General features: G+C 62.3%; 22 protein-coding genes and 1 tRNA gene. 15 read left to right on the top strand and 8 right to left on the bottom strand.

The features are described 5' to 3' along the window. Positions 1-2 precede the first annotated feature (2 nt). The 5 genes from U0034_RS28485 to U0034_RS28505 all read right to left on the bottom strand — a co-directional run bounded on the left by U0034_RS28485 (position 3) and on the right by U0034_RS28505 (position 6,637). Entirely contained in the window at positions 3-1,244 is a 1,242-nt protein-coding gene (locus tag U0034_RS28485) for a carbohydrate porin (protein ID WP_085227370.1), read from the bottom strand. Then, the gene (locus tag U0034_RS28490; RefSeq protein WP_085227369.1) at positions 1,241-2,713 is read right to left on the bottom strand and encodes a glycoside hydrolase family 32 protein; all 1,473 of its coding nucleotides are present in this window, start codon (positions 2,711-2,713) and stop codon (positions 1,241-1,243) included. The genes U0034_RS28485 and U0034_RS28490 overlap by 4 nt, the downstream gene beginning before the upstream one ends. Continuing rightward, the gene (locus U0034_RS28495; RefSeq protein ID WP_085227368.1) at positions 2,706-4,103 is read right to left on the bottom strand and encodes a sucrose-specific PTS transporter subunit IIBC; all 1,398 of its coding nucleotides are present in this window, start codon (positions 4,101-4,103) and stop codon (positions 2,706-2,708) included. The genes U0034_RS28490 and U0034_RS28495 overlap by 8 nt, the downstream gene beginning before the upstream one ends. Before the next feature lie 110 nt (positions 4,104-4,213). Beyond that, positions 4,214-5,233 carry a LacI family DNA-binding transcriptional regulator gene (locus tag U0034_RS28500; RefSeq protein WP_085227367.1) on the bottom strand — a complete coding sequence of 340 codons (1,020 nt, stop codon included), beginning with the start codon at positions 5,231-5,233 and terminating at the stop codon, positions 4,214-4,216. Between the two features lie 378 nt (positions 5,234-5,611). Further along, entirely contained in the window at positions 5,612-6,637 is a 1,026-nt protein-coding gene (locus U0034_RS28505) for a porin (RefSeq protein WP_085227365.1), read from the bottom strand. A gap of 573 nt (positions 6,638-7,210) precedes the next feature. Here U0034_RS28505 and U0034_RS28510 point away from each other — a divergent pair. The 13 genes from U0034_RS28510 to U0034_RS28570 all read left to right on the top strand — a co-directional run bounded on the left by U0034_RS28510 (position 7,211) and on the right by U0034_RS28570 (position 20,986). Next, positions 7,211-8,188, top strand: coding sequence for an ABC transporter substrate-binding protein (locus U0034_RS28510; protein ID WP_085227363.1), 978 nt, complete (start codon positions 7,211-7,213; stop codon positions 8,186-8,188). Between the two features lie 16 nt (positions 8,189-8,204). Further along, positions 8,205-9,230 carry an amidohydrolase family protein gene (locus tag U0034_RS28515; protein WP_085227362.1) on the top strand — a complete coding sequence of 342 codons (1,026 nt, stop codon included), beginning with the start codon at positions 8,205-8,207 and terminating at the stop codon, positions 9,228-9,230. A gap of 44 nt (positions 9,231-9,274) precedes the next feature. Continuing rightward, positions 9,275-10,126, top strand: coding sequence for an amidohydrolase family protein (locus tag U0034_RS28520; RefSeq protein ID WP_085227361.1), 852 nt, complete (start codon positions 9,275-9,277; stop codon positions 10,124-10,126). A 93-nt stretch (positions 10,127-10,219) separates the two neighbouring features. Beyond that, a complete protein-coding gene (locus U0034_RS28525) occupies positions 10,220-11,506 on the top strand; it encodes an MFS transporter (RefSeq protein WP_085227668.1) in 1,287 nt (428 codons plus the stop codon). Positions 11,507-11,575: 69 nt separating this feature from the next. After that, positions 11,576-12,562, top strand: a complete 987-nt coding sequence (locus tag U0034_RS28530; protein WP_085227360.1) for a DODA-type extradiol aromatic ring-opening family dioxygenase — start codon at positions 11,576-11,578, stop codon at positions 12,560-12,562. Positions 12,563-12,600: 38 nt separating this feature from the next. Then, positions 12,601-13,458, top strand: coding sequence for an HpcH/HpaI aldolase family protein (locus U0034_RS28535; protein WP_085227667.1), 858 nt, complete (start codon positions 12,601-12,603; stop codon positions 13,456-13,458). Continuing rightward, positions 13,459-15,003, top strand: coding sequence for an acetolactate synthase large subunit (locus U0034_RS28540; RefSeq protein ID WP_085227359.1), 1,545 nt, complete (start codon positions 13,459-13,461; stop codon positions 15,001-15,003). A 28-nt stretch (positions 15,004-15,031) separates the two neighbouring features. Then, positions 15,032-15,925, top strand: coding sequence for a type 2 periplasmic-binding domain-containing protein (locus tag U0034_RS28545; RefSeq protein ID WP_085227358.1), 894 nt, complete (start codon positions 15,032-15,034; stop codon positions 15,923-15,925). Between the two features lie 35 nt (positions 15,926-15,960). Then, a complete protein-coding gene (locus tag U0034_RS28550; RefSeq protein ID WP_085227357.1) occupies positions 15,961-17,298 on the top strand; it encodes an MFS transporter in 1,338 nt (445 codons plus the stop codon). A gap of 122 nt (positions 17,299-17,420) precedes the next feature. After that, positions 17,421-18,446 (top strand): porin, encoded by a 1,026-nt coding sequence (locus U0034_RS28555; RefSeq protein ID WP_085227356.1) that lies wholly within the window; start codon positions 17,421-17,423, stop codon positions 18,444-18,446. A 131-nt stretch (positions 18,447-18,577) separates the two neighbouring features. Then, positions 18,578-19,522: a helix-turn-helix domain-containing protein gene (locus U0034_RS28560; protein WP_085227355.1), complete on the top strand. Its 945-nt coding sequence runs from the start codon at positions 18,578-18,580 to the stop codon at positions 19,520-19,522. A gap of 202 nt (positions 19,523-19,724) precedes the next feature. Then, a complete protein-coding gene (locus tag U0034_RS28565) occupies positions 19,725-20,819 on the top strand; it encodes a lactonase family protein (RefSeq protein ID WP_254902551.1) in 1,095 nt (364 codons plus the stop codon). Positions 20,820-20,901: 82 nt separating this feature from the next. Further along, positions 20,902-20,986, top strand: a tRNA-Leu gene (locus U0034_RS28570). Positions 20,987-21,167: 181 nt separating this feature from the next. Here the strand turns inward: U0034_RS28570 and U0034_RS28575 are convergent. After that, positions 21,168-21,425, bottom strand: coding sequence for a hypothetical protein (locus U0034_RS28575; protein ID WP_085227354.1), 258 nt, complete (start codon positions 21,423-21,425; stop codon positions 21,168-21,170). Between the two features lie 580 nt (positions 21,426-22,005). On the opposite strand from U0034_RS28575, the gene dapA reads away from it, so the two are divergent. Beyond that, a complete protein-coding gene (gene dapA, locus U0034_RS28580) occupies positions 22,006-22,866 on the top strand; it encodes a 4-hydroxy-tetrahydrodipicolinate synthase (RefSeq protein ID WP_085227353.1) in 861 nt (286 codons plus the stop codon). Positions 22,867-23,339: 473 nt separating this feature from the next. Here the strand turns inward: dapA and U0034_RS28585 are convergent, their stop codons facing one another. Beyond that, a complete protein-coding gene (locus U0034_RS28585; RefSeq protein WP_162800994.1) occupies positions 23,340-24,866 on the bottom strand; it encodes an NUDIX domain-containing protein in 1,527 nt (508 codons plus the stop codon). Positions 24,867-24,872: 6 nt separating this feature from the next. Between U0034_RS28585 and U0034_RS28590 the strand changes: the two genes are divergently transcribed. After that, entirely contained in the window at positions 24,873-25,145 is a 273-nt protein-coding gene (locus U0034_RS28590) for a dihydrodipicolinate synthase family protein (protein WP_386092353.1), read from the top strand. A gap of 97 nt (positions 25,146-25,242) precedes the next feature. Here U0034_RS28590 and U0034_RS28595 read toward each other — a convergent pair whose 3' ends face one another. Continuing rightward, on the bottom strand, positions 25,243-26,976 hold the full coding sequence (locus tag U0034_RS28595; protein WP_085227350.1) for a tetratricopeptide repeat protein: 1,734 nt from the start codon (positions 26,974-26,976) through the stop codon (positions 25,243-25,245). Positions 26,977-26,995 lie beyond the last annotated feature (19 nt).

Below are 26,995 nucleotides of genomic sequence, written 5' to 3' on the forward strand. Positions count from 1 at the left end.
GGTCACCACCAGCTTTCGACCTGAACGCCGAACATGTTGGTGGCGTGCCTGTCCGCGGACCACGAACCCCAGGCCGGGCCCTGCGCGTCGAGCGCGGCCTGATTCCAGGCAACGTGCGTCGCGTAGACACGAAGTTCCGGCCGGGTCATCAGATCGGGGCCGGTGCTGAAGGCGAGGGCTGCCGTATATTTGTCGAGCTTTTGGAGCGGGCCGCCATTGACGCGCAGCGTGGTCCAGCCGCATTCGGACAGCAGCTTCACGTGGCGGGCGAGCGCATAGGAAATCCGCCCGCCAAAGGAAGTGCCGGTGGTGCTGCCGGAATCGTGCTCGTCCTGTCCGCGTTGATATTCGGCGATCAGTTGCCCGCCAAAGCGGCCATGCTGCCAGCCGAGCGAATCGATGACACGCACGCTGTGCGTGCCGCTGCGGTTCTCCAACGCGCCGAATCCCGTTTCGAGCGATGCATAGCCCGTGCTGCCCTGCAGCCAGACGCTGTTCGTCACGCCGCGCAGCGGGAAGTCCGCCTGGTCATACTTGATCGTTAGCGCCGTTCCACCGCTGCCGCCGGGAAAATGCCCATGCATGACCTCGCCGATCACGCGCAGCTTTCCCCCCCGCGCGACGGGCAGGTCGTAGACGTCCACATTCATACGCGTGGCGTCCTCTCGATTTTCGGTGGGGCTGAATCGCTGCTGGCTGCGAAAGACGCTGATGCCCAGCCTGGCTCCGGCTGGAAGCGGAATGTCGTGGGCGCCGATTCCCGGGTCGATCGTCGGGCCGCCCACGCTGTAAAAGAAATGATCGACGATGTGAACGTCCTCGCGTTCGATATAGCGTTTCCCCGCCCAGAATTCCGTCGACGGCGAAAAGCGGTAACCGCTCGTCGCCACGTAGGCTTCTTTGGCGACATAGGCGCCATTGCCGCGCAGGCCTCGAAAGTTCGCCCCGTCGTTCCAATACGTTGCCGTGTAGGCCGCTGACCACCGGACGCCGCCATCGAAGCGAAACGTCTTCTTGAGACCGAGTTCCACATACGTATCGCCTTCGTTGCCGAGGCGGAACTCCTCGGCACCGTAGCCGAGCGCATATTTGTTGACGCCTCCGCGATCCGTTTCATGCTCGGATACGACACCCGCGCGAACGTAACCGCCGAATTCGAAACCGTCGCCGAGCTCCATTGCGATTGCTTTTTCGCACGGGCAAGCGAATACCATCGTGAGCAGCATTACGCGCCACGAGGTCATGTTTCTCTCCGCTTACTTTTCGTTGTTGGAGTTCGCTGATCGGGTCTGACGTGCACGTGCCGAATCGGCCACATATCGATTGCGTGAAGCCGGAGCGGACGTTTCGCGGTGAGGTACGGCGCCGCAGTTTCGCCGGACGGATAGCAGCGCGTGGTGAAGACTTCTTCGCCGTCGTTCACGAAGATCTCGACGGAGCTGCGATCGACGAACGCCTGAATGCGTGTCACGCCCGCTTCGAATGCGCATTCGCTGCGCTCGTCGAACTGTCCCGCCACGGGGCAGTGCCGGACAAGCGCGAGCATGCGCCGGCTTCCGTCATAGGCGAGGCGAAGCACTTGCTCGTCGCTCTCGAGGATATGCAGCGTCCAGCCATCGTCAGAGCCCGCGTCGAACGACAGGTCCAACTCCCAGGCGTCGCCGGGTGCGTGCGGCAACGCGGCTTTTCCTCCGGCATCGACGCGGATGGACGGCATTCGTACCGCGTCGCCGCGCAGGGCGGTCAATTCTCTGAGCGGCCGCTGGCGCAGGTGCCCCTGTTCGAGCGCCAGTTCTCGCGGCATCGTCAGGCAATGTGTCCAGCCGAACGGGGCCGTCGGCGTTTCGGGCCTCAGCGGCAGTCCCATCCAGCCGATCATGAGCCTGCGTCCGTCGGGGCTCCTTAGCGTTTGCGGCGCGTAGAAGTCGAATCCGCGATCGAGCGGGCGGAAGCCGCCATGCGCAAATTCGGCGCGGTCGAGTTCGAGGTTGCCGAGCGTATAGCTCGCGATATCGGCCCGGCTCATGACGCCGTTGCGCGTGTCCACGGTCTGTCGGCAACAGATCAGCACGGTTGTGCCGTCAAGCTCGAACAGGTCCGGGCATTCGACCATGTAGCAGGACGCTTCTGGTCTCAGCAACTCGCCGATCATTCGCCAATCCCGCAGATCCTCGCTCCTCGCGAGCACGACAGTGCCTTTCGAATCCGCTGCGCGCTGCGCGCCGATGACCGCATGCCACGCGCCGCGCTGTCGCCACACTTTCGGGTCGCGGAAGTGCCCGCTGTAGCCGGGCGGTGCGCCGGCGATCACGGGCCCGAGCTTTTCGAACTGGATGCCGTCGGATGAAAGCGCGAGGCACTGAAAGCTCGAGCGATCGCCTGCCGCATCGCGCACGTTTCCGGTATACAGCAGCGCCATTGCGTAGCCGAGATCGACGGCCGAGCCTGAATAGCAGCCATGGGAGTCATAGGCGGCGTCCGGCGCAAGCGCAGTCGGAAGCGCTTCCCAGTGGACGAAGTCCGTGGTCCGCACATGTCCCCAGTGCTTGTTCAGGTGCTCGCAGCCGTCGGGGTTCCATTGATAGAAGACGTGATAAGCGCCTCCCCAATGAATCAATCCGTTCGGATCGTTGATGAGCCCCCGCGGGGGGCACAGATGAAACGACTGCCGCCAGCGATCTTCGACGAATGCGAATACGGGGGGGTTATGCACCGGACATCTCCCCGTATGGCATCTTCGCTCCCACGCTGCGCAACAACGTGCCCACGAACGCGATGGAGAACGCGAGTACGCCGCCGATCAGATATTCGAAGAAGCTGTCGGGGCGAACGATGGCCAATCCGGGCAGCCCCGTCAGGCCGATGCCCGTCATTCCGACATGCGTCGCGACCACCCAGCCGCCGCCGACGGCACCGCCCAGTGCGCCGAATACGAATGGCCAGAAAAAGCGCAGGTTGACCCCGAATATGGCGGCTTCGGTAATGCCCATCAGGCAGGACAATGCCGCCGGAACGGACACCTGCCGGATCTTGGGATCGCGTGTGGTGAAGAACACGGCGAGTGCGGCGCCGCCTTGCGCGAAGTTCGCCATGGCCCAGATGGGCAGCAGAAAATTCACACCGATTTCAGGGTTCGCGAGCAAGGCGGCCTCGATCGCGTGGAAGCTGTGGTGTATGCCGGTAATGACGATCGTCGAATAGAGGCCGCCGAACACGATACCGGCCACCGCGCCGCCGTGTCGATAAATTGCCTGGAGGGCAAATGACAGACCGTCGCCCAGCGTTCGTCCAATTGGCGCGACCACGGTAAGCGCGATTGCTCCGGAGATGAGCAGCGTGAGAAACGGCGTGAAAATCAGGTCGACACTGTTCGGCACGAGGCGTTTCACGCCACGTTCGATCCACCCCATCATCCAGACCGCGAGGAGTACCGGCAAGACGGTGCCTTGATAACCGACTTTCGCAATCTCGATGCCGAATACGTTCCAGTACTCATGAACGCCGTTGCCGAGGGTCCACGCGTTCTGAAGATCCGGGTGAATCATGATTCCCGCCAGCGCTGCCGCCAGGAACGGCGAAACACCGAAGTCGCGTGCGCACGAGAATGCGATCAGAATCGGCAAAAAGACGAAGGCGGTGCTCGCGAAAACGCCGAGGATTTGAAATGGAGCACTGTCGGCGGCCGCCCATCCGCTGCTCTTGAGCATGCCGAGCAGTCCCATCAGCAAGCCCGACGCCACGATCACCGGGATGATCGGTACGAAAATGTTCGATAGCGTGCGCGCAAGGCGCTGCGCGGCGTTCTGCCTCGAATTCGCCTCCTGTTTCAGTGCCTCGAGCGACGCGGCCGCCCGCTCGCCGAGCAACTGATGCAGCGCGTCGTGCACCTTGCCCACCATCGATTGACCGACGATGATCTGCACCTGTCCCGCGCCGCTGAACGAGCCCTTCACAATTTCGAGCGCACCGATAGCCTTGTGGTCGACTTTGCCGCCGTCGCGAACGACGAGCCTCAGCCGCGTTGCGCAATGCGAGAGCCTCAATACGTTTTCCGAGCCGCCAATCAGTGGCAGCAGGGCTTTTGCCGTTTCGCTTTCGGTCATGCTCTGTCTCCATGTATGTGAATGTGGTATCGATACCATATGGTATCGATACCACATCAAAGCTATGAATCCCCTTGGAGATCGCCCGGCGCGCGCTCGGGTAGCGTGCGTCAGGTGCTGCGTCGCAGCGCGAGCCTGTAGGGCATCACGGCCCGTACGGGCTCGCCGTCTCCGTTTTCCAGCATGTTCAGCATGAGGCGTGCGGCCTGCGCGCCGGTGCCGGCGTAGTCGTAATGCACGGTCGACAGCGAGGGGCGTACCATGCGCGCCATGTCGCTGTCGCCCATGCCCGCCACGGCCATATCGCCGGGCACCCGAATGCCGTGATCGTGCAGGCACGCCAGCACACCCACTGCCAAGCGGTCAGTCACGGCCAAAATCGCGGTGCAGCGCATGGCGGCCGGCGCTCGCAGCAAGCGCTCCGCCGCCTCTTCGCCCGCTTCCGCCTGAAAACTCGCGCGAACGATCGACTCGGGAGCGACCGCCAGCCCATGGGCATGGAATGCCTCGAGATAGCCCGCTGTCCGTTCTCCGCCGATCTGTATATCGTCTTCGCTCACCGTGACGAGGCCGATGCGCGTATGCCCGCACGCGAACAGGTGCTCGGTGATCTGGCGCGCCGCCGAGCGCTCGTTTTGAATGACGCTGGTAATGCCCAGGTGGCTCGCGTCCTGCCCTACCATCACCATCGGCAAGCCGGCTTCGCGGATCGCAGTGACGAGATCGCCGTTCACCGTCGTTGCGAGGTGCAGTACACCCGCCACCCGCTGTCGTCGGAACAGGTCGTAGGCCGCCTGTTCCTCCTCCACCGAGTTGTCGGTGTTGACCAGCAGCATCCGATATCGCAGCGGGCTCAAAATCGAGGAAATGCCGGCCACCACTTCGCTCGTGGTATACGAATTGATCTTCGGGATGATGACGCCGACCAGGCCGGAGCGATGCGATTTCAATTGCTTGGCCAGCTCGGACGGCGTGTAATGCGTCTGGGACATCACCGCCTCGATGCGTTCTCGCACCGAGGCCTTTACATAGCCGGAGTTGTTCAGCACACGCGATACCGTGGACGTGGATACGCCCGCGAGTGTCGCAATGTCTCGAATCGTCAGTCTCTTTTGAGGCACCGTTACCATATATTGACGATAGGGGATTTCGGTTGCCGTGTAAATAGACCGACGCGTCTTCGATCGGGGGCTCGGTGCATCGCTAGCCGAGTGCCGCCGGCTCCGTGATCGTTCGCCGGTTGGGAGCGATGATTCCACCGGCGCCAGACTGCTGAATCAGCTGCGGCGAATATCCGCTTCGAAAACCGAAATCTGTGAGCGGCGAGCTGATTTTGCATCCGGATACTACTCGAAACGCGTAAATCGAATCGAGGCATTTGCGGCATGCCTGCCCATTGCGGCAATTTTCCGCAATGGGCAAACCGCAGTGCGCGGCTGGGCCCCGTTGCTGACGAGGTATGTCGTGGAACCGGGGCGATCCGCCTTTATCTCGAGCATGCATTCACGTCAAAACTTGTGGGTCATGCCGACGATGACGCCTCGCGCGTATGCTCCCGGCGCCACCGCGATACCGGAATACTGGGTCCCGTTGAGCGTATAGTCCGCCTGATTTCGATTCTGGATGAGCGCGGCGGCCGCGTACAGGATCGTCGTTTTCGAAACGAAGTACGCGTACATCAGGCCGATTTGCTGCGCGTTGTTTCCTTGACCCGTACGGTCGTGGGCGTAGCCGTACATCACCGAAACCATGTTGAAGGGGTTGAGCAGGTATGAGCCCGATACCTCGTAGACGTCCAGTTTGTCGCTATTGTCCGTCTGCCGTTCCGATTGATACGCGGCATAGAGCTGCGCGTTCCCGATCTTGTATGAACCGGCCGCTCTGATCGCTCTCTGTGTCGATGTGCCGTCGGCACTGCCCGATTGCTCATAGCCGGCAACCATGCGAAAGGGCCCATTCGTATAGCGGAGCGCGGCGTTGTACACGCGCACGCCATTCGAGGGTTGGGTCGACTGATCGCGCATGGCGACCATGAATTGGCCGGCCAGTCCGTACACGGTGGGCATGACATACACGATCGCATTGTTGGCGCGGACCGAGACGTCATTGAAGTTGTTCAACGGCGAGGCGAAGCTCTTTACCCCCGTGGGGTCCATGTCGTCGTTGAGAAAGAGGTACTGAGGCTTCTTTTGACGGCCGAAGCGTATCTCGCCGAACTTCCCGGACAGGCCGATCCACGCGAGGCGATTGAACGCGGCGGCGGGGTCGGACGCGGCGCCCGTTACGCCGGAAAAACCCTGTTCCAACTGGAAGTTGACGTGGAGCCCGCCGCCGATGTCCTCGCGGCCCTTCAGTCCGTAGACCGTGGCGAACAACCCGCTCGACGCCGCGCGTACTACCGGGCCCGCACCGCCGTTCTGGTATTCGATACCGTTGTCTATGACGCCGTACAGGGTGATCAGCGACTGTGCATGCGCGAGGTCGAACGCGCATGCGGATGCAATGGCAAAGATAATTGCGAACCGCTTTTTCATCTCGTCTCCGGTTTTCCTTCTAATTGTTCGAGACGCGGCGACTTCGTCCGGAAGCGTGCCGAGCGCGCAATCGGCAAGCCGCAGCCACCGATCAGCGCAGCGATCGGCATCGTCAAGCCGGTGTGAAAGCGGTCCGGGGCATTGCCTCGTTCGTGCTGAATGACGAAGCCGAAGTCGCCCGATCTCGATGACAACGGAATCGTTGTCGTGAGTCAGCGTATTGGATGTCCAACCCTCGGTCCCTGCACAAAAGCGAGTTTCGCCGGGACTTTTCGATTGGCGCGGGTTTTCCATGAGGCGCAGGGGCGCCGCGTATGGGCTCGGCTTGCGCGTGCACCGAGGCCTGGCTGGCTTTCAATGCGTTGACGACAGATGCCGCTTCGGCCGCTGGCACGTGGCCAGCATTTCACGGTGCAACCGGCCGCGCCTGCCATCGGACAAAAGTGCCATTGAAACTGACTTTTGTGCAGGGACGTCCGAGCCTTCCTCAAATATTCTTGCCTCATCGAAACGATATGCGGGCGCCGATGCAGTTCATCCGTCCCGCAGGCACGGAACCATCGAAAGGAGAGGATGTTGACCCGTAAAGTCCCGCTCAAGATTGCAATCGCGGAGCATCCGCACACGTCGGCCATCCGCAACGGATCCATTCCCATCGACGGCGTGGAGGCCGAGTTCGTCACGGTGCAACCGCAAATCGGTGCATTTCGCCGTATGGTGCGCGACGTCGAATTCGACGTTTGCGAATTGGCGCCGACGACTTATATCATTGCGCGGGCCTATGGCGCGCCGTTTGTCGCGTTGCCGATTTTCGTCGTGCGCCGCTTCCATCACGCGGGACTGCTCGTGCGCCCCGACGCGGGTATCGAGACCCCGAAGGACCTCGAGGGCAAAAAGGTAGGCGTGCGCGCCTATTCGGTGACGACGGGCGTATGGACGCGCCAGGTTCTCATCGACGAGTTCGGCCTCGATTCGTCGAAGGTCACGTGGGTCGTCGACGACGAAGAACACGTGACGCAGCTCCAGTTGCCGCCGAACGTCGTTCATGCGTCCGCCGGGCGCTCGCTCGCCGACATGATGGCCGCCGGCGAATTGTCGGCGGGCTTTGACGCCGCCGCCGGTATAGGCCGCACCGGCGCGCCCACGGGCGGCTGGAAGGAAGTGGAGGCCGACTACCCGGATCTTTTTCCGAACGCGGCGGAGCTCGAACGCGATTACTACGCACGGACCGGCGTATATCCGATGCACGGCACCATCGTCGTGAAAGACTCGGTACTTGCCGAACATCCGTGGATCGCTCGATCGATCTTCGACGCCTTCGCGCAGGCCAAAAGGGAATGGCTGGGGCGCCTCGACGCGGGCCAGGCCACGGCCGCGAGCGACAGGAAATACCTCGAACTGCGCAAGGTCGTCGGACACGATCCCTTGCCGTACGGGCTCGCGGAAAACCTGAAGACGATCGAAGCGCTTGAGGCCACGGCATTCAAGCAGGCGCTCACGCCGCGCCGCATGTCCATCGGCGAACTGTTCGTCGACCCCCTGGCTCGCTGAATTGCACGGAGACAACATGATCATCGATTGCCACGGCCATTTCACGACCGTGCCTGCTTCATTTCGTCAGTGGCGTGCGAAACAGATCGAATTTGCGAACGACCCAGCCGGCGCGCCGTCGCGCGCCGAGGCGCACGTGAGCGACGACCAGATTCGCGAAGCGATCGAAACCGGCCAATTGAAGCTGCAACGCGAACGCGGCAGCGACCTGACGCTCTTTTCGCCGATTGCCGGCTTGATGAGCCATCATTTGGGCAACGAGCGCACGAGCCTCGAGTGGGCCGAACTATCGAACGACCTCGTCTACCGCGTAACGACGCTTTACCCGGAGAACTTCGCGCCCGTTTGCCAGTTGCCGCAGTCGCCGGGCGTGGATGCCGAGGGCTGCATTCCCGAGCTGCGGCGCTGCGTCGAGCAGCTCGGCTTTGTCGGATGCAATCTGAATCCCGATCCGACGGGCGGCTACTGGACCGGAAAGCCGATGACCGACCGCGAGTGGTACCCGCTTTACGAAGCGCTCGTCGATCTCGACGTTCCCGCCATGATTCATGTCGCGGCGTCGTGCAATCCCTGCTTCCACGGCACGGGTGCGCATTATCTGAATGCCGATACATCGGTATTCATGCAGCTGCTGCAATCGGATCTCTTCAAGGATTTTCCGACGTTGCGCTTCGTGATTCCCCATGGCGGCGGCGCCGTGCCTTATCACTGGGGCCGTTATCGCGGCATGTCGCTCGAAATGCGCGAGCGGCCGCTGGAGGGGCTGCTCGACAACGTTTTTTTCGATTCCTGCGTCTATCACCAGCCCGGTGTGGAATTGCTGACGAAGGTCGTACCCGTCGACAACGTTCTGTTCGGGTCGGAGATGATCGGCGCCGTGCGCGGTAAGGATCCCTCGACGGGCCAGTACTTCGACGACACGAAGCGCTACATCGATGCCTGTCCGGCATTGACGAGCGACGACCGCTTCAAGATTTTCGAAGGCAACGCACGACGCGTCTATCCGCGCCTCGATGCGCGCCTGAAAGCGCAAGGCAAATAGAACCGGCGCAAGCGCCGGGCAATGCAAGCAGCTTCGAGACATTCATGAATTCTTCAATTGTCGATATTCACCCGCACATCATCTCCGACGACGAAACGCGCTATCCGCCGGCGCCATTGTTCGGCAAGCGTTCGGATTGGTCGAAGGAGCGCCCGACCACGGTCGAGACCCTGATCGCGGCGATGGACGCAGCCGGCGTTGAGAAGGCGGCCGTGGTGCATTCCTCCACGACCTACGGTTTCGACAACCGTTACGTGGTCGAAGGCTGCGCCCGATATCCGGGCCGGCTCGTTGCCGTCGGCTCGGTGGACGTGCTGCAGCCCGATGCGCCGCTGCGCATCCGCGAATGGGTCGGGCTTGGCCTTGCGGGCTTGCGGCTCTTCACGGGCGGCAGCACGAAGGCGTTCGACCCGAGCGAGCTCGACGATCCGCGCTCGTTCCCGGCGTGGGAGCTGTGCGCCGAACTGGGCCTGCCGATGTGCATCCAGACGGGGCCGATCGGCCTGCCGCAAGTCACCGCGCTCGCAAGACGTTTTCCCGAGGTGGCGATCGTCCTCGATCATCTCGGTCGTCCCGACATCGCCGATGGGCCGCCCTACGCGCGGGCACAGAGCCTGTTCGATCTCGCGCCGCTCGAGAACATCTATCTGAAGCTCACGCCGCGCATCTTCGGCGACGCGAAAAAGGATAAAGCCAGTGCGCAGACGTTTTTTCCGCGCGTGGTCGAGGCCTTCGGCGCGAGCCGATTGGCCTGGGGGTCGAATTATCCGACTTCGCCGGGCACGCTCTCGGAGATTCTCGATGCGGCGCGTGTCGGGCTTGCGTCGTTGAGCGAGGAAGACCTCACGTGGATCTTCGGCAAGACCGCGGGACGACTCTATCCGGCTCTCGCCTGAGTGCTTCCCCACGCGAGCCGGTCGCCAACGATGCCGAAGTGCATCGACGCGGCCGGCAGACACAACCCGACGACACCACAGAGAAAGACACAGATGGAGACAGGCAAACCTGGACGATCGGGGAACGCGGGCCGTTGGGCCGTACTCGCGCTCCTTGCATTCGGCGTTTTGATTTCATTCATCGACCGGACCAGTATTTCCTCGACGCTGGCCGACGCGGCATTCATTCGCCATTTCGCGCTCACGAACGTCGATCGCGGCTGGATCAACGCCGCGTTCTTCTGGTCGTACGGGGCCTTCCAGATTCCGATGGGCTGGGTGGCCGACCGCTACGGGGTGAAATGGCCGTACGCGATCAGCTTCGCATTGTGGTGTCTCGCCACGGCGCTGATGGGTGCGGTGACGGCGCTTGCGGGCCTCGTGGTCATGCGCCTCGTCATCGGTATGGCGGAAGCCATCGTGATTCCGGCGAGCTACCGCTGGATTCGCAATCACTTCGACGAAACACAGAACGGCTTCGCGGTCGGGATTCTGGCCATGGGCAACAAGTTCGGCCCCGCGCTCGGCGCGCCGGTTGGCGCATGGTTCATCGTCCACCATTCCTGGCAGGCGATGTTCATCGTCACCGGTCTCGCGGGCCTCGTCTGGCTGGTGCCCTGGCTGCTGCTCGTGCGCAACGATTTTCCGTCGAAGACGATGCTCGCGCAGGCCCATCGAAGCGCGCGCTCGGTCACGCTGGCGAGCATTCTGTCGAGCCCGGTCGTATGGGGCGGCATGATCACGAACTTCTGCTACGGCTACTTCACGTTTTATTGCATGACGTGGATGCCTGCCTACCTCGTCGAACAGCGTCACCTCTCGCTGTCGCGTTCCGGCCTTTTCACCTTCTTCAGCTTTGCGGGCATCGCAATCGTCGCCGCAGTTGCCGGCTGGGCCGCGGACCGGATCATCGCCCGCGGGCACAACCCGATTCTCGTACGCAAGGTCTTCGTTATCGCGGGCTTCGTCGGCGGCAGTACGGTCGTATTCGGCGCCTATGCCGGTTCGCTCGAGATGGCGCTCTTCTGGAACGTGTTGTCGCTCTCGCTGCTCGGCTTCGTCACCGCGAACAATCTCGCGCTGTCACGCCTCACATTGATTCCCAGGCAGTGCATCGGCCTCGTCACGGGCGTGCAGCAGGTTGCCACCAGCCTCGCGGGCGGCGTGGCGGCAAGCCTTTCCGGATGGCTCCTCCACGTGAGCGGAAGCTATGGGCTGCCGATGAGAGTGATCCTCGTATTCCTGCTGATCGGCGCGGCGGCGACGGCGATCCTCTACCGGCCCGAATGGGCCCCCCGGGAAACGCAAGCGGAGCCTGAGCTGAAGCGCGCCTGGAAATAGCTGTCGCAATACCGATGCGGCCCGTATGGCCGGCACGGTCGAACATGTCAATTCACTGAGAACCTGTAAATGGCGAAGATTGTATTCGGGATGGCAGTGCCGCACAGCGGCATGCTGGGTCAGGCACCGGAGGACTGGTTGAAAAACGGAGAGCGCGACCGCGGCAATCCGGAACTCTGGTACCGCAATCGGACCTGGACTTATCCCGAACTCGAGGCGCATCGCGAAGCGGCGTTCGAAAAGTTTCTGACGTTGGAGGAGCGTACGGCCCGTGCCGCGCGCTGCCGCGCCGCGCTCGACGCGATGGCGGCGGCCTACCGCGAGGCAAGGATCGATGTGGCGATCGTCCTGGGCAAGGACCAGAAGGAGATCTTCACGCATATGTCGCCCTCCATCGCCATCTACAGCGGCGAGGAAGTGCACAACGGGCCGCCGCAGCGCCCCGTCTACGCACCGGACCGTCACGTTACGCACCGCTGCCATCCGCGACTCGCCACCTACCTCATCGAGCACTTTCAGCGTGAAGGATTCGATCTGACCGATCTCTTCGCATGGCCGGACAACGTATGGATGAAGCCGCTTCCCGCGTATCCGGTGGTGCCTCACGCCTACAGCTTCGTCTATCACCAGATCATGAACGACGATCCGCCCCCGCACGTTCCGATCATCATGAACTGCTTCTACCCGCCCACGCAGCCGTCGATGTCGCGCTGCATCGAGTTTGGCGCGACGCTGCGCGATGCGATCGAGGCGTGGCCGGAAGACGTGCGCGTCGGCATCTTCGCCTCCGGGGGGCTGTCGCACTTCGTCAACGACGAGGAGTTCGACCGCCGCATCATGAAGATGCTCGGTGGTTACGACTACGACGGGCTGGCCGCGGTGGACAACCGTTCCTACCAGTCGGGCACCTCCGAGATCAAGCTTTACGTCAGCGTGATGAAAGTGATGGAGGACACTCGTGCCGAGATGACACTCGTCGATTACGTGCCGTGCTGGCGCACCCCTGCGGGCACCGGTGAGGGCATGGGATTCATGTACTGGAAAGCCGCCGAGTGAACGGCGCACCGATTCAAATCAACGAAGAGAGAAAGAGTATGAGCGACGTTCGCCTCAATAGCATCATTCGCGCATTCGAATCGGGAAAGCCCGCATTCGCCGCATTTTCCAAGCTCGAAAAGCAAACCGCGATCGAGATGAGCGATGCGCCCTACGACGGCATCGTGTTCGAAATGGAGCACAACCCGTATGACGTATCGGCGCTCGGCGACGCGTTGCAATACATGCTCAGCCGCAAACGGATCGCCGAATCGGGATCCATCGCGCCGGGCGTCACCCCGCTCGCGCGCATCCCGGCAAACGGCGTGGAAATGAATCAGGCCTTCGCCAAGCAGGTGCTCGATCGCGGCGCCTACGGCGTCATCTGGCCACATGTTTCGACGGTGGAGCAAGCCTATAACGCCGTGGCCTCGTGCCGCTATGCGCGGCCGAAAAACGCGCCGCTTTACGAACCCAGGGGCGTACGAGGAGATGGTCCCGCCACGGCTTCGCGCTACTGGGGCGTGAGCATGGCCGACTACTACAAGAAGGCGGACGTGTGGCCGCTGGCCGAGCAGGGCGAAATCCTCGTCGGCTTGATGTGCGAAAGCACCGAGGCGATCGACAATCTCGACGACATCCTGTCGAACGTACCCGGCATTGGTTTCATCCTGATCGGCGAGGGCGATTTGAGCCAGGAACTCGGCTACCCGCGCGAGTACGAGCATCCAGCCGTACTCGATGCGATGCGCAAGATCGTCGACACATGCCGCAAGCACGACGTCGTGGTCGGCCATCCGCATGTCACGGCCAAGAATCACAAGCGTCTGATCGAAGAAGGATACCGGCTGCTCATGTCGGCGCCGCTGCGCAGCTATGGGGTGGTCGGGATGGCGCGCGAAATGGCGGGGTACTGAATGAACGGCGCGCAAAGCCTGGTCCGAACGCTGACGGAGCAGGGGGTCGACGTCTGCTTCGCCAACCCGGGCACCTCCGAAATGCACTTTCTGCGAGCGCTCGAGAATCCGCGCATGCGTAGCGTTCTATGTCTTTTCGAGGGCGTCTGCACCGGCGCGGCGGATGGGTACTACCGGATGAAGGGCACCCCGGCGTCGACGCTGCTGCATCTAGGCCCGGGTCTCGCGAACGGTCTCGCGAATATTCACAATGCGAGGCGTGCGTCGTCGGGCATGGTGAACATCGTCGGCGAACACTCGGCGGCCCACCTCAAATACGACCCGCCGCTCATGTCAGATATCGAGGGCCTCGCGAGGCCTTTGAGCCACTGGGTGCGGCGCGTCGAGTCACCGCGGGCGGTGGCGTGGGACGCCGCGGCGGCGGTGCACAAGGCCAGCGAGTACCCGGGAAGAATCGCGACGCTGATCCTTCCCGGCGATACGTCATGGCAGGACGCGGGCGAGACGATCGCCGCGCCGCGCGCGCATCATTGGCCCATGCCGCCCGATGCGGCGCGTATCGACCACATTGCGCGCGTGCTGCGTTCGGGCGAGCCGACGCTCGTCATCCTGGCGGGCCGCGCCACGCGCGGCCGCGCGCTCGAACTCGCGGGCAAGCTCAAGGCCGCAACGGGCTGCCGTCTCGCGACACAGTTCTTCACGGCGCGCATCGAGCGCGGCGCGGGGCGAGTCGCGCTCGAGCGCATTCCCTATGCGGTCGGCCCAGCCGTGGCGTACCTGAAGGATTTCAGGCATATCGTCACGATAGAGACGACCGAGCCGATCGCCTTTTTCAGCTATCCCGACAAACCGAGCCTGCTGAAAGCACCGGGTACGAGCGTGCATGCGCTCGTCGAAGCCGGCGAAGATGGCGCGGCCGGCCTCGATCTGCTGCTCGACGCGCTCGACGCCACGACGGCGGCGCCGGTTTTGCAGCCGCGCGCGGAGGTGGGCGTTCCCACCGGCATGCTCAATCCCGCGAGCATCGCGCAGGCACTGGCGGCCGCGTTGCCGGAGGACTGTATTCTCGTCGACGAGTCGCTGACCACCGGCCGCGAGACGATGGGGCTGACCATTGGCGCGGCGCCGCACGATCTCATCAACAACATGGGTGGCTCGATCGGCTACGGCACGCCTGTGGCCACGGGGGCGGCGCTCGCGTGCCCGGAGCGGCGCGTGTTCTGCATGGTCGGCGATGGCAGCGCCATGTATACGATCCAGTCGCTGTGGACGCAGGCCCGCGAAGGACTCGACGTGACGACGATCATCTTCGCCAACAACAGCTACGCGATCCTGAAAGCCGAATACGCCAACATGGGCGCGGGCGCACCCGGTACCCGTGCACTCGACATGATCGACATCGATCGTCCGCGCATCGATTGGCTCTCGATGGCGAAAAGCATGGGCGTGCCGGCCGTGGCCGTCGATACGGCCGAGGCTTTCCATAAAGCAATGACTGATTCGGTGCGCGAGCGCGGGCCGTGCCTGATCGAAGTCAGACTTTGATTGATCTCATGCATAAGGATGGACATTCATGACAACCATGCTGAGCGGCGTGCCAACGCTGCGCACCAACCTGTCCGATTATCCGGTGACGAGGGCGATGAAAGACGGGCGGGTGGCCTCGGATATCGTCAGGCTCGACTATTGCGGGCCGACGCCCGCTCATAACGGCTTCAAGGCGATGGTGCGGGAAAACGCATTCGACGCGGGCGAACTCGCGATCGTCACGTTTTTGCAGGCCAAGGCCTACGGCAAGCCTTACGTCCTGCTGCCTGCACCGATATCGGGACGCTTCCAGCATCATTGCGCGGGCTACAACATCGACTTCGGTCATCTCGATCCGAAGGACATCGAAGGCAAGCGAGTGGGCGTGCGCACCTATACGCAAACCACTGCACTGTGGATTCGCGGAATACTGCGCCACGAATACGGCGTCGATCTGGACAAGGTGACGTGGATGACGCTTGGCGAAGGTCATCTCGCCGAGTATCGCGACCCGAACAATTGCGTGCGTCTGCCGGCGGGCTCGAATATCCCGCAGATGATGCTCGACGGGCGGCTGAGTGCCGCGTTGCTCGGCGAGGACATGCCGAAAGACCCGCGCGTGCGCACGCTCGTGCCCGATGCCCAAGCCGCGGCCAAAGACTGGTTTGCACGCGAGGGAATCGTGCCGATCAATCACATGTTCGTCGTACACGAGGACGTTTCGAAGCAGCGACCCGATATCGTTCGGGAGCTGTACCGGATGATCGTGGAAAGCCGTTCGCTTGCCGAAGGCGTGCCAGCCGCGTTTCCACCGATCGGCCTCGAGCGCAACCGCAAGGGCATACAGCTCGCGATCGATTGGGCACTCGACCAGAAGATCATTCCCCATCGCCTCTCGGTGGATGAGCTGTTCGACGATGTGACCGCCAGCCTGGACTGAACGAGGCGCAGACGACGGCATAGAAGGGACGAGCGATGGCGACACGTCGAGCGGCACCATCGAAGGCGGAGAATCCCTGGTCCGTGCTCGTGCTCCTTGCGCTCGGGCTTTTGATTTCTTTCGTCGACCGCACGAGCTTGTCCGCCGCGCTGGCGGACAAGGGCTTCATTCGCGAATTTGCGCTCACGAGCGTGGAGCGGGGCTGGCTCAACTCGGCTGTTTTCTGGTCATACGGCATCTTTCAGATGCCGATGGGCTGGCTCGTCGACCGCTACGGAGTGAAGTGGCCGTACGCCGTGTGCTTCGTCGTATGGTGTCTCGCGGCCGCAGCGACCGGGCTCGTGACGTCGATGTCCGCATTGATCGTCATGCGTTTGCTGATAGGGGTGGCCGAGGCGGTCGTCGTTCCGGCGACCTATCGCTACCTTGCGAACAACTTCGAGGAGACCCGCAAGGGCACGGCGCTCGGCATCTTCTCGATCGGGGGAAAAATGGGACCCGCGCTCGGGGCGCCCATGGCCGCGTGGATGATCGTGGCCTACTCGTGGAACGCGATGTTCGTCGTCACCGGCCTCGCAGGCCTGTTCTGGCTCGTGCCCTGGCTTCTTGTCGTGAGGAACGACTACCCGTCGAAAGACGAATTGGCCGCGGCGATGCGCCGTGCTTGCGCCGTCCCGCTCGGCAACCTGCTGTCGAGCCCGGTGGTGTGGGGCGGCCTCGTCAACAATTTCTGTTACAGCTACTTTGCGTTTTACTGCATGACGTGGATGCCCGCTTACCTTGTCGAGCAACGGGGGCTCTCGCTCCGGCAATCGGGGCTTTACACGTTTTTCAGCTTTGCCGGTATCGCCATCGTGGCCGCGGTTGCGGGATGGGCCGCGGACCGGCTGATCGCACGCGGCCAGGATGCCGTTTTCGTGCGCAAGTGCTTTATCGTCGCCGGGTTCGCGGGCGGAACGACGGTGCTGCTCGGCGCGGCGGCCCCATCGCCTGGTCTGGCCTTGTTCTGGAACGTGCTCTCGCTCTCGCTGCTGGGCCTCGTTACCGCGAACAATCTCGCGCTTTGCAAACTCACGCTGATTCCCAAACAGGCGGTGGGACTGAACACTGGCCTGCAACAGGTGGCGACGAGCCTTGCGGGCGGCGTATCGGCGAGCCTGTCGGGATGGTTGCTCCATCTGGGAGGCAGCTACGCGTGGCCGATGAGGGCAATCTTTCTGTTTCTCGTGCTCGGCGCGGCGAGCACGATCCTGCTGATGCGGCGCAAGTGGGCGCCGAAGGTCAACGACATGTCTGAGGTGCTGGGGCACGACGGCGCACCGGACGCCGTATCGGGCACTGTCGGGCCGCGCGGTGGGGTGGGCGATGAATAGCGACGCGCGGCGTATTGATCCGATCGAAAAAAATGCCAGCGAATCTGACTTTTTTATAGGGACGTGCAATCGAGCATCGCATAACCTCGGATTCGCAGAATAACAACGTACCAGGAGACACAATGAAAAAGACGGCCGCCGCGATATGCGGCGCAGCATCGGCATGCGCTTTTCATGTTGCGCATGCGCAATCGTCGGTCACGCTCTACGGCATCATCGACAATGGTATCGAATATCGCACCGCCGCTTCAGGAACGGTGGTCCGTGCCGTATCGGGCGGGCTCTTTGCGAGCCGATATGGGCTGAAAGGCAGCGAGGACATCGGCGGCGGCCTGCGAATCAACTTTCAATTGGAACAGGGCTTTTCGGGTGTGACGGGCGCGGCGGCCAATTCGGCCGAGGCCTTCAACCGGCAGGCGTGGGTTGGTATTTCGGGGAGTTTCGGCGAGGCGCGCTTCGGCTTGCAGAATACGCCGCAATACGTTTTCATGAATCCCGAGCTGGATCCGGTGGCGGTTCAAAGTCTCGGCTCGCCGATGAACAGCTTCAACAGCCTTACGATCCGCGTCAATAATGCGATTTCGTATTTCACGCCGACGCTCTACGGCCTGAGTGGACAGTTCATGGTCGCGATGCGCGATTCGACGACGAAGCCGGCAAACGGTTTTCAGTTCTACAACGCAGCACTGCGCTACGTCAACGGGCCGCTTCGTTTGGCGGCAGGCTATGAGCAAGCGGCCAATGCCGCCGGTACCTCGATATTGAAGATCTTCAATGCGGGTGCGTCCGTCGGCGTGGGGGCGGCCCGGCTCTATTTGGCCTATCACAACGAGCGCCAGACCGACAATAGCGTCAAACGCGACGTGTACGAAGTGTCCGGCTCGTACTCGTTCACGCCGGCCGACCAGCTCTCGCTCATGTACGGGTATGCGCACGACCGGCTGGGGCAGGGCAACAACGCCCAGCAGATCGGTCTGACCTACTCGTATTCGCTCTCGAAGCGGACCACGCTTTATGGCTCGGCCGGATTCCTTCAGAACCGCAATCAGGCGCGTTTCACGCTCAACGGCACCGGATATACGGGCCTCGCCGTCACGCCGGGCGCCAATACGCGCGGCGTGATACTCGGAATGCTGCATCGATTCTGAAGCGGGCAGGCGCCGCGGTGAGCGCGGCGCCTGCGTTCGGGTAAATAGCAGGAGCGCCAGACAGATACATGCGGAAGAATATCGTTTGCTCCCGATTGCTCCAAAGCCGTTTTGGCCGCCCAGGAGACTTTATGACATACGGTGCCTCGGCGAAGTACCCGCCCAAGCCGGCCCGGCAAGCGCCATTGATGACCGTTCCGAAGGTCCGTCTATACGTCGAGCGCCCGGAGGAAAAAAACTGGTTCGTGCACGTGGGACACGTTACCGAACGCGGGCGGTGGCGAACGGAGCCCCATGCGCACCCGGCTTACGGCCAGGTGATTTTCGTTCGCAACGGCCGTGGCGTCATGAATCTGGAGGGGCGGCGCGTACCGTTCGAGGGGCCGTGCGCGTTGCTGGTGCCGACCGAATGCGTACACGGGCTCGACTATGAGCTCGACGTCGACCGATGGGTCGTGACGATCGAACTCGCTTATCTGACACAGGTCAATGCGAAGTTGCGCGAATTCATCGCGCTCTGGGCGTTACCCCGCGTGATCCCGCTTGTCGATTCCGCCGATGCGGGCGTGGCGTTTTGCGGTTTGATACAGGGCCTCAAGCGAGAGGTGGAGTCCGACGCGGTGGGCCGGGTGGTCGGTACCGAAGCACTGCTCACGACGCTTTTGCTCATGCTCGTGCGCGAAGCGCACGTGGACGAAGCCGGTGGTGAAAATGCCACGCGCAACGACGTTCGGCAGGTCGAGCGGTTTCGCAAGCTGATCGACGAGCACTTCCGCGAGAATCTGACGCTGCAGGATTACGCATCGATGATGGCCATATCGCTCGTGCAATTGCGCGCGGCCTGTGCTTCGGCTGCGGATCAAAGCCCGACGAAGATGATTCACGCCCGTATCATTACCGAAGCCAAGCGCAGCCTTATTTTCGGCGATATGTCCGTGGAGCAGATCGCATTCGGGCTGGGCTTTGCGGATGCGGCGTACTTCACGCGGTTTTTCCGGCGCGAAGTCGGACAGGCGCCAAGCCAGTTCCGTGCCGCCGCGCGACAGCAGACACACCACGACGTCTTATCGAAGTAGCGGCGGCACGATGCCGCCAGCCTCGCCGTGGGCCCACAGCGGCGATCGACATCCCGGTGTGACGGGCGGCCTGTGCGAGCGGCGCAGGCCGGCGTGCCTCTTTTCGATCGGTCAACGCGATATGACACCTTCCTTTCTGAAAACGATGTGGTCGCGGTATGGCGCCAGTGCGGTGGTGACCGCAATGGCATTATGGGCTGCGATGCAAAGCCTCGATAATCGAGCGGCCGCCTTATCGAAAGATTCGGCCGAATTCGTTTATATCGGCACACAGGACCGCCGAATTCACGTGTTGCGATTCGATACCTCGACGGGCGAGCTGGCGGAAATCGGCCCGGCGGCAGAGGGTCCGAGATCGACATGGGTGACGGCTCACCCGAGGCTGCCCATGCTCTATGCGGTGGACGACGACAATTCGAAACAAGGGAGCGTGACGGCTTATGCCGTGAATCGCGAGACGGGTGCGCTTGCCAGAATCGACGAGGTCGAAACCGGTGGAAGCGGAACGACGAACCTTTATCTGGACGTTCCCTCGGCGACGTTGCTGGCTGCGAACTACGGTGGCGGTTCTGTCGCCAGCATTGCACTCAACGACGAAGGAGGTCTCGGGCCACGTATCTCGACGATCAAGGAAACAGGCTCGGGCCCCAACCGCCGGCAGGCGAGCGCGCATGCCCACAGCGCCGTCGTGGATCCGTCCGGGCGCTATGTGCTCGTTCCCGATCTTGGCGCCGATCGCGTTTTCGTTTATGGCTTCGATCGCGCGACGCACCGCTTACTGCCCGATGACCATAAGCCTGCGCGATCGTTCGTTGCGCCGCCGGGCAGCGGTCCGCGGCATATCGCGTTCGGATCGAGCGGGCAATTCGCTTATCTGCTGACCGAACTCAGCGCCCAAGTCATGACGTTTCGCTGGGACGCCTCGGAAGGACGTTTGACGCTGGTGCAGACACTGCCGATCACGCGTGCGCAATTCGACGGCGTGAAGAGCGGAGCCGGAATAGCCGTGAGCCGGGACGGGCGCTTTCTCTATGTCGAAGACCGTGGTGAGGATGCGTTGGTGGTCTTCCGTATTGACGAAGCTTCGGGCGAGCTTTCGCCCGTCCAACGCATAGCGTCGGGCGGCGAGAAGCCCTGGGGGTTCGCGCTCGACCCTTCGGGACGGTGGATGCTCGTGGCCAATCAACGTAGCGGGAGGGTGAACGTATTCGGCATCGACCCGGTATCCGGCCGGCTGTCGGACACGGGGCACTGGGCCGATGTCGTCACGCCCGTCAGCGTGGCCTTCATGAAGTGATCGGGCGATAAGCGCGCGACGGCGGCGCGTTGACGCGATATTCACAAAACGAAAGTTAGCGGTTAGAATGGCGCCCCTCATTGCCCAGGTGGCGGAATTGGTAGACGCACTATCTTGAGGGGGTAGCGCCGAAAGGCGTGCGGGTTCGAGTCCCGCCCTGGGCACCAGGAAGTCATTTCACGATAGCCTCGCCCCGTGCTCGGTGTGGCGCATCACGCAGCAACTCGAGTGATCCGCGACCGGGAAAGATTGGGGGGAGGCGCCGTGCGGCGGCCACGAGTGGTGTGTTGATGAGGGAGCAGCACGTCTCCTTCCTATGCGGCCGAGCTTGACACCATCTGTGCAAGACTACTCGTTATCGCTTACCTTGGACCCTCCGAGCGTGCCGATGATGAAAGACCGTATGTCGAATGACTCTGCATCGAAGGTGAGTGGATCGGATTCATCCGGAAACACTTTTCCGTACCGAGCGCATGCTTTGCGAAGGCGTTGATTTTGTGCCAAGTACTCATCGAGATCGAATTTCTGATCGACAAATACATATCCTTCCGCGTCAAGTGCCGATCGGGTCTTATTGAATAACGCTCGCAATTGCTCGACTGTCATCACTTCCCCTCCAGTTGGATGCCGTTGAGACAGGAAAAGTACGTTTGCTGGGCCTTCCGATAGCAGTCAGTCTTGTCGGGGCCTTGGGGCTTAACGATGATGGCTATACAGCGCCAGACGACGAAGCTGCTGCGAGACACAGATCTGCCACAAATGACGCCGTTGCGCCTGCGATTCTGTGATCTGCGAAATATTTCATTACTTTTATATCGACCGATCGCCTATTTGTAGCGGGGCGGGCCCTGGGCACCCATCATCACGCAAGCACCGCTATCGGGGGGCTCATAGTGGTCTTTCGCATTCCGGTGCTGCAAACGGGTAGGGCTGATCGCCAAACTCGTTTATACTCGCCGAATGGAACCCGGCCGTACGTACTCTCTCGTTCGTTGCTCCGCACTCGCCGCGATTGTGGCGAGCGTGCCGGCGCGCACGGTTTCCAAATCCAAAAAACAGCTGCTCGTCTGACCGGCGCGCTGTTGCCGTCGGACGTGCGACGGGACAGCGATCAGCCTCTTCACCCTCATTCGCCTTCCTGTTTCCACTCGACGGAATTCCCTCGGTCGGTTTTGGAGGTGAAAGCATGTCGAATTTTTCCGGTATCTGGATTCCGCTCGTGACGCCGTTTTCGGGCGGTGCGGTCGACCACGCGGCGCTGGCCGCACTCGTCGCACGCTATCGCGGCGCGGGCGTCGCAGGGTTCGCCGCATTCGGTACGACGGGCGAACTGGCGGCGCTCTCGCACGACGAACAAGCGAGCGTATTGACCACGATACTCGATGCAGCCGAAGGCACACCGGTGATCGCGGGCGTGGCTGGCAATCAGCCGGCCGCGGTCGCGGAGCGGATACGGCATTTCGGCGAAATGCCGCTGGCGGGTTTGCTCGTCAGCGCGCCATATTACATTCGCCCGTCGCAAGCCGGGCTCATCGACTTCTTCTCGACGCTTGCGGACGTGAGCGCGCATCCGTTCGTGCTCTACGACATTCCGTACCGTACCGGCGTGCGTATCGAACTTGAAACGCTCTTGACGCTGGCCGCGCATCCACGCATTGCGGCGATCAAGGATTGCGCCGGCTCGGTCGATACGACGAGGGCGCTAATCGCGGATGGCCGGCTCCAGGTGCTCGCGGGCAACGACGACGCGATCTTCCAGACGCTTTGCATGGGCGGAAGCGGCGCCATTGCGGCGACGGCACACCTGAAGACGGAACGCTTCGTCGCCATGTACGAGGCCTTGTCGCAAGGGCGGCTCGTCGAAGGGCGTGCGATCTTTCATGAACTCGCGCCGCTCGTCAACGCGCTGATATCCGAGCCGAATCCGGCCCCCGTCAAGGCGGCGCTCGCGATTCAGGGGCTTATCGCGAACGAGCTGCGCAAGCCGATGACCGTGGCGAGCGAGGCGCTCGGCGCACGGCTGGCGCAATTGCAGGCGCAGCACTAGCCGCACTAACGACGGCGTATGCCGAGCGCGGGAGCCACCGGCCTCGTTGACGGTACGACGGTACGCGGGCGTTGGCCCACGCACATGCCGCTGCGCGTTATTGGCGGTGTGCCTCGACACGTTCGGCCAACGCGCCCGCCACGGAATCGATGACGTTGGACCAATCGCCGATATTCCGGCTCGCTTCGTCATGTTCGGCGGCGGTTTTCAACTGCGCGGAGGCCGGGCCGACTTGCAGACTGAAGAAACGTACGCCGCTCGTGCCGCAACGAGCCGCGCATCACCCACTGCGGCTGCTGCCGGTCGTCTCCTGCAGGTAGCTCTTACTGGCAGGCGACAACGAACTGTATTGCTCCACGTGCTCGACCGCTCTCGCTCGGATGTGCGATTTGCCAGAGATTCAATTCGCACATCGATCAGTACTGGAGTCTTTCGGTCGAAGTGGAGCAACTTCGGGCAGACGACGGGCGGCTTCATCGGAAGGTGAAATTCGGAGGAGCGCTTAGCGATCTGGTCAACGGGGGCGGCGCATCGTTATTGCGAATTGGACTATCGCTGCTGTGAGCACCCAACGGCTCGCCAACGGAGTGCGCGCGTGCGCCCGACTTCAGAAGTGTCATGAACGCTCTCGGAGCGAGGTCGCCCATGTGCAGCGCGCTAGTGGCAAATGGCGCGCCGAAATAGTTGCGCTTCAATTTATCCGGGGCTACCTTGTGCAGCGTGATCGCCGAAGCCATAGACCGCTCGTCGATCAAGCGAACCTCGTCGTTTTCCGACAGATCGATGATGGCGTCCAGGCCGCGTTTGACCGCAACGACGTCTCTCGGATCGAACGACTCGAAAGAGGAAGCGAAGTTCGCAGTAATGATGTCCGGGCAGGTATCGCGGAAACGTGTGACGATGTTTGCGGCCTTGAGACAGGCTCCCTCATCGGTAAGATCGAACGGTGGGAGATTCTGTTGACGGTCGCCATAAACGGCCCGCACGGCTTCCTTATAAAAAGGCTTCGCACGCCTAAGCCTTTCGTTCAAAACGGTAATTTCGTGCTGTATCTCCGCCAGAGAAACGGGTTGTCGGTTCACGTATAGGCATGAAACATTCAAGTAAAGATCGCCCTGATTGGCTTGCTTATCGACGATACGCTTGGCAATCTCGGCGGCCGTTGTTCCGATTCGATTGGCGCCGTTGATTGCTCGCAGGTTGTCGTCGCTAAGTGTGCCGAGCAGCATTCCGTCTTTGGGGGGATTGCCCAACTCCTCGATGAATTCTCGCTTCACGGTCTCCCGGATGGACTCGCCCTTCTCGCAGGCCCCGTTGGTCTGGATATTGAGTTTGCGTCGCTGGCTGTTGGCTGCCACCAGAAACAAGCCTTTGTCCGTTTGAACCATGAGCATTGCTGCGCCGCTCGCGTTGACGGAAAGACCCATCGCACGCTCAAGCAATTGACGGTTGGTGTCTGCGTGCTCGGCGGTTTTGTAGCTCTCGGGGAGTGCATCGAACAGTGTCTGCAAAACTCGACTTTTGGGAACCTTCAACTGGTCCTGGACGAATTGGAGAATTGAACGGGATGCGAAATGCGGGGCATCATAGACATCCACCGGCGGGAGCCAGCGCGGTTTACTGCCTGGCTTTATCTGCATGCCCGACTGAGTGGCGCTGCGCCGGACGACGCTCGACCCGATCCGGCTTCTGATTGAAGGGGAGGGCGAGTGCACGCTATTCGAATGACGCTTTGGACACAACTCGCTGAGGTGCTCACTACGCTGGATTGTCCGATTCCCCTCGTGCGTCAGGCTGTCGTTCGATAGCCGCGCTTCAGTGTCATCTGCGTGACTGAGGGAAGTCGCTACGCTCACATTACCGATTTGATTGATCACGACCTGATTATTCGTCTGATTAATGTGGGGATAAGGTCGCACTTTCGAAGTATGGCTGATGCGTTGAAGAGCGAAAAAACGGCCCTCGACGAGAAATTTTTGGGTATATGCACGCAATTTCACGACGTCATGATGATAACGGTACGCGCGACGGCGCAGCTCGAGACGGAACGCTTCGTCGCTATGTACGAGGCCTTGTCGCAAGGGCGGCTCGTCGAAGGGCGTGCGATCTTTCATGAACTCGCGCCGCTCGTCAACGCGCTGATATCCGAGCCGAATCCGGCCCCCGTCAAGGCGGCGCTCGCGATTCAGGGGCTTATCGCGAACGAGCTGCGCAAGCCGATGACCGTGGCGAGCGAGGCGCTCGGCGCACGGCTGGCGCAATTGCTGGCGCAGCACTAGCCGCACTAACGACGGCGTATGCCGAGCGCGGGAGCCACCGGCCTCGTTGACGGTACGACGGTACGCGGGCGTTGGCCCACGCACATGCCGCTGCGCGCTATTGGCGGTGTGCCTCGACACGTTCGGCCAACGCGCCCGCCACGGAATCGATGACGCTGGCCCAATCGCCGAGCGCCGGCTGCCGGAAGAGCCGCGCGCTTCGGTACCACGGGCTGTCCTCGCGCTCGAGCATCCAGCGCCAGCAGGTATCGAGCCGGTTCAGGATCCAAAGCGGCTTGTTCAGCGCGCCTGTCAAATGCGCGGTGGACGTATCGACCGAAATCACGAGGTCGAGGTTTTCGACGAGCGCGGCGGTATCGGCGAAATCGCGCAGGTCGTCGGTCCAATCGACGATATTCCGGCTCGCTTCGTCATGTTCGGCGGCGGTTTTCAACTGCGCGGAGGCCGGGCCGACTTGCAGACTGAAAAAACGCACGCCGCTCACGTGGACGATCGGTGCCAATTGCTCGAAGCTCAGCGAACGCCGCGCATCGGTCTTGCGCAGCTCGGGGACGTGCGGTCGCGCGCCCCCGGCCCACACGAGCCCGACCTTCAACGTCTTTTCGTCGATACCGTTTGCCGCGATGCGCTCGCCGAAGTGGCGCACGCTCTCGGCATCGGCTTGCAGATAAGGTGTTTCGCTTGGAATCGAGGCAAGTCCGGTGCGCAGGGCAAGCGGCAGACTCAGGAGCGGGCAATGGCAGTCGAAGGGCGGCAGCGGCTGACCGGCCTCGACGAGTTCCGCCACGCCGGCGAGAGGGCGGAGCAGACGCATCAGTTCGGGCTGCACTTCGAGAACGACGCGCGCACCGCGCCGCGCAACCTGAGCCGCGTATCGGCAAAACTGGATCGTGTCGCCGAGCCCCTGCTCGGCGTGCAGCAGGATCGTCTCGCCGTCGATTGAGGTGTCGCCGAGCCAAAGCGGTTGTGCGAACGGGCGTTTGCCCACCTTGATGCGCTTGCGTTCCCAGCGCCATTCGTACTCGCGCCAGCCCGCATCGAAGCGGCCCATCTGCAGCAGGCAGAGCGCGCGGTTCCAGTGTGTCTCGGCCGCATCCGGCATCAGCGCGAGCGCGCGATCGTAGCAGGCGAGCGCATCCGCATGACGGTTCAGGTCGACATACGTCAAACCGAGGTTGCTCCAGGCATCGACGAGCCCGGGCGCCAGCGCGAGCGCCCGTTCATAACTCTCCAATGCATCCTGCGGCCGGTTCAGATCGGACAGCGCGTTACCGCGATTGCTCCACGCCTCCGCGTAGTGCGGACGCAGCGTCACGGCCTGGTCGCAACTCGCGAGTGCGTCGGCGGGATGCCCGAGGTCGCGCAGCGCGCAACTGCGATTGCTCCAGGCCTCGGGATAATCGGGCCGTGCGGCAATCGCCTTCTCGAAGCTCGCGAGGGCTTCGGCGGAACGATCGAGGGCGGCAAGCGCAGTGCCGCGATTGTTGAGCGCGTCGGCGAAGCCGGGTTTCAGCACGAGCGCACGATTCGCCGCGGCCAGTGCGGCGTCCGGCCGACCCAGCGCATTGAGGGCGAAGGCGAGATTCGAGTGAATCGGCGCCTGCATGCCGTTGATGGCGATGGCTTGTTCGAGCAGGCGCGCGCCTTCTTCGAGGCGCCCGGACTGCAGCGCAAGGGCGCCGAGCAGTTGCAGCGCGTCGAAATGCCGGGGCCGCTTGGCCAGGATTTCGCGATAAAGCTCTTCGGCGTCAGCGAACGCGCCGTTTTGCTGCAGCGCCACGGCCTGGTGGAGAAGCTGGTCGAGATGCCGCGGATTGCCTGGCTTGCTCATGAACGCTCGACAACGATGG

It is taken from the genome of Trinickia caryophylli (genome assembly GCF_034424545.1).
In the GTDB taxonomy this organism is placed as follows: domain Bacteria; phylum Pseudomonadota; class Gammaproteobacteria; order Burkholderiales; family Burkholderiaceae; genus Trinickia; species Trinickia caryophylli.

Coding starts and splice junctions, on each gene's coding strand:
- U0034_RS28485 (WP_085227370.1), bottom strand. CDS start 1,244: ATGACCTCGTGGCGCGTAATGCTGCTCACGATGGTATTCGCTTGCCCG.
- U0034_RS28495 (WP_085227368.1), bottom strand. CDS start 4,103: ATGACCGAAAGCGAAACGGCAAAAGCCCTGCTGCCACTGATTGGCGGC.
- U0034_RS28500 (WP_085227367.1), bottom strand. CDS start 5,233: ATGGTAACGGTGCCTCAAAAGAGACTGACGATTCGAGACATTGCGACA.
- U0034_RS28505 (WP_085227365.1), bottom strand. CDS start 6,637: ATGAAAAAGCGGTTCGCAATTATCTTTGCCATTGCATCCGCATGCGCG.
- U0034_RS28510 (WP_085227363.1), top strand. CDS start 7,211: ATGTTGACCCGTAAAGTCCCGCTCAAGATTGCAATCGCGGAGCATCCG.
- U0034_RS28515 (WP_085227362.1), top strand. CDS start 8,205: ATGATCATCGATTGCCACGGCCATTTCACGACCGTGCCTGCTTCATTT.
- U0034_RS28520 (WP_085227361.1), top strand. CDS start 9,275: ATGAATTCTTCAATTGTCGATATTCACCCGCACATCATCTCCGACGAC.
- U0034_RS28525 (WP_085227668.1), top strand. CDS start 10,220: ATGGAGACAGGCAAACCTGGACGATCGGGGAACGCGGGCCGTTGGGCC.
- U0034_RS28530 (WP_085227360.1), top strand. CDS start 11,576: ATGGCGAAGATTGTATTCGGGATGGCAGTGCCGCACAGCGGCATGCTG.
- U0034_RS28535 (WP_085227667.1), top strand. CDS start 12,601: ATGAGCGACGTTCGCCTCAATAGCATCATTCGCGCATTCGAATCGGGA.
- U0034_RS28540 (WP_085227359.1), top strand. CDS start 13,459: ATGAACGGCGCGCAAAGCCTGGTCCGAACGCTGACGGAGCAGGGGGTC.
- U0034_RS28545 (WP_085227358.1), top strand. CDS start 15,032: ATGACAACCATGCTGAGCGGCGTGCCAACGCTGCGCACCAACCTGTCC.
- U0034_RS28550 (WP_085227357.1), top strand. CDS start 15,961: ATGGCGACACGTCGAGCGGCACCATCGAAGGCGGAGAATCCCTGGTCC.
- U0034_RS28555 (WP_085227356.1), top strand. CDS start 17,421: ATGAAAAAGACGGCCGCCGCGATATGCGGCGCAGCATCGGCATGCGCT.
- U0034_RS28560 (WP_085227355.1), top strand. CDS start 18,578: ATGACATACGGTGCCTCGGCGAAGTACCCGCCCAAGCCGGCCCGGCAA.
- U0034_RS28565 (WP_254902551.1), top strand. CDS start 19,725: ATGCAAAGCCTCGATAATCGAGCGGCCGCCTTATCGAAAGATTCGGCC.
- U0034_RS28575 (WP_085227354.1), bottom strand. CDS start 21,425: ATGACAGTCGAGCAATTGCGAGCGTTATTCAATAAGACCCGATCGGCA.
- dapA (WP_085227353.1), top strand. CDS start 22,006: ATGTCGAATTTTTCCGGTATCTGGATTCCGCTCGTGACGCCGTTTTCG.
- U0034_RS28590 (WP_386092353.1), top strand. CDS start 24,873: ATGATGATAACGGTACGCGCGACGGCGCAGCTCGAGACGGAACGCTTC.
- U0034_RS28595 (WP_085227350.1), bottom strand. CDS start 26,976: ATGAGCAAGCCAGGCAATCCGCGGCATCTCGACCAGCTTCTCCACCAG.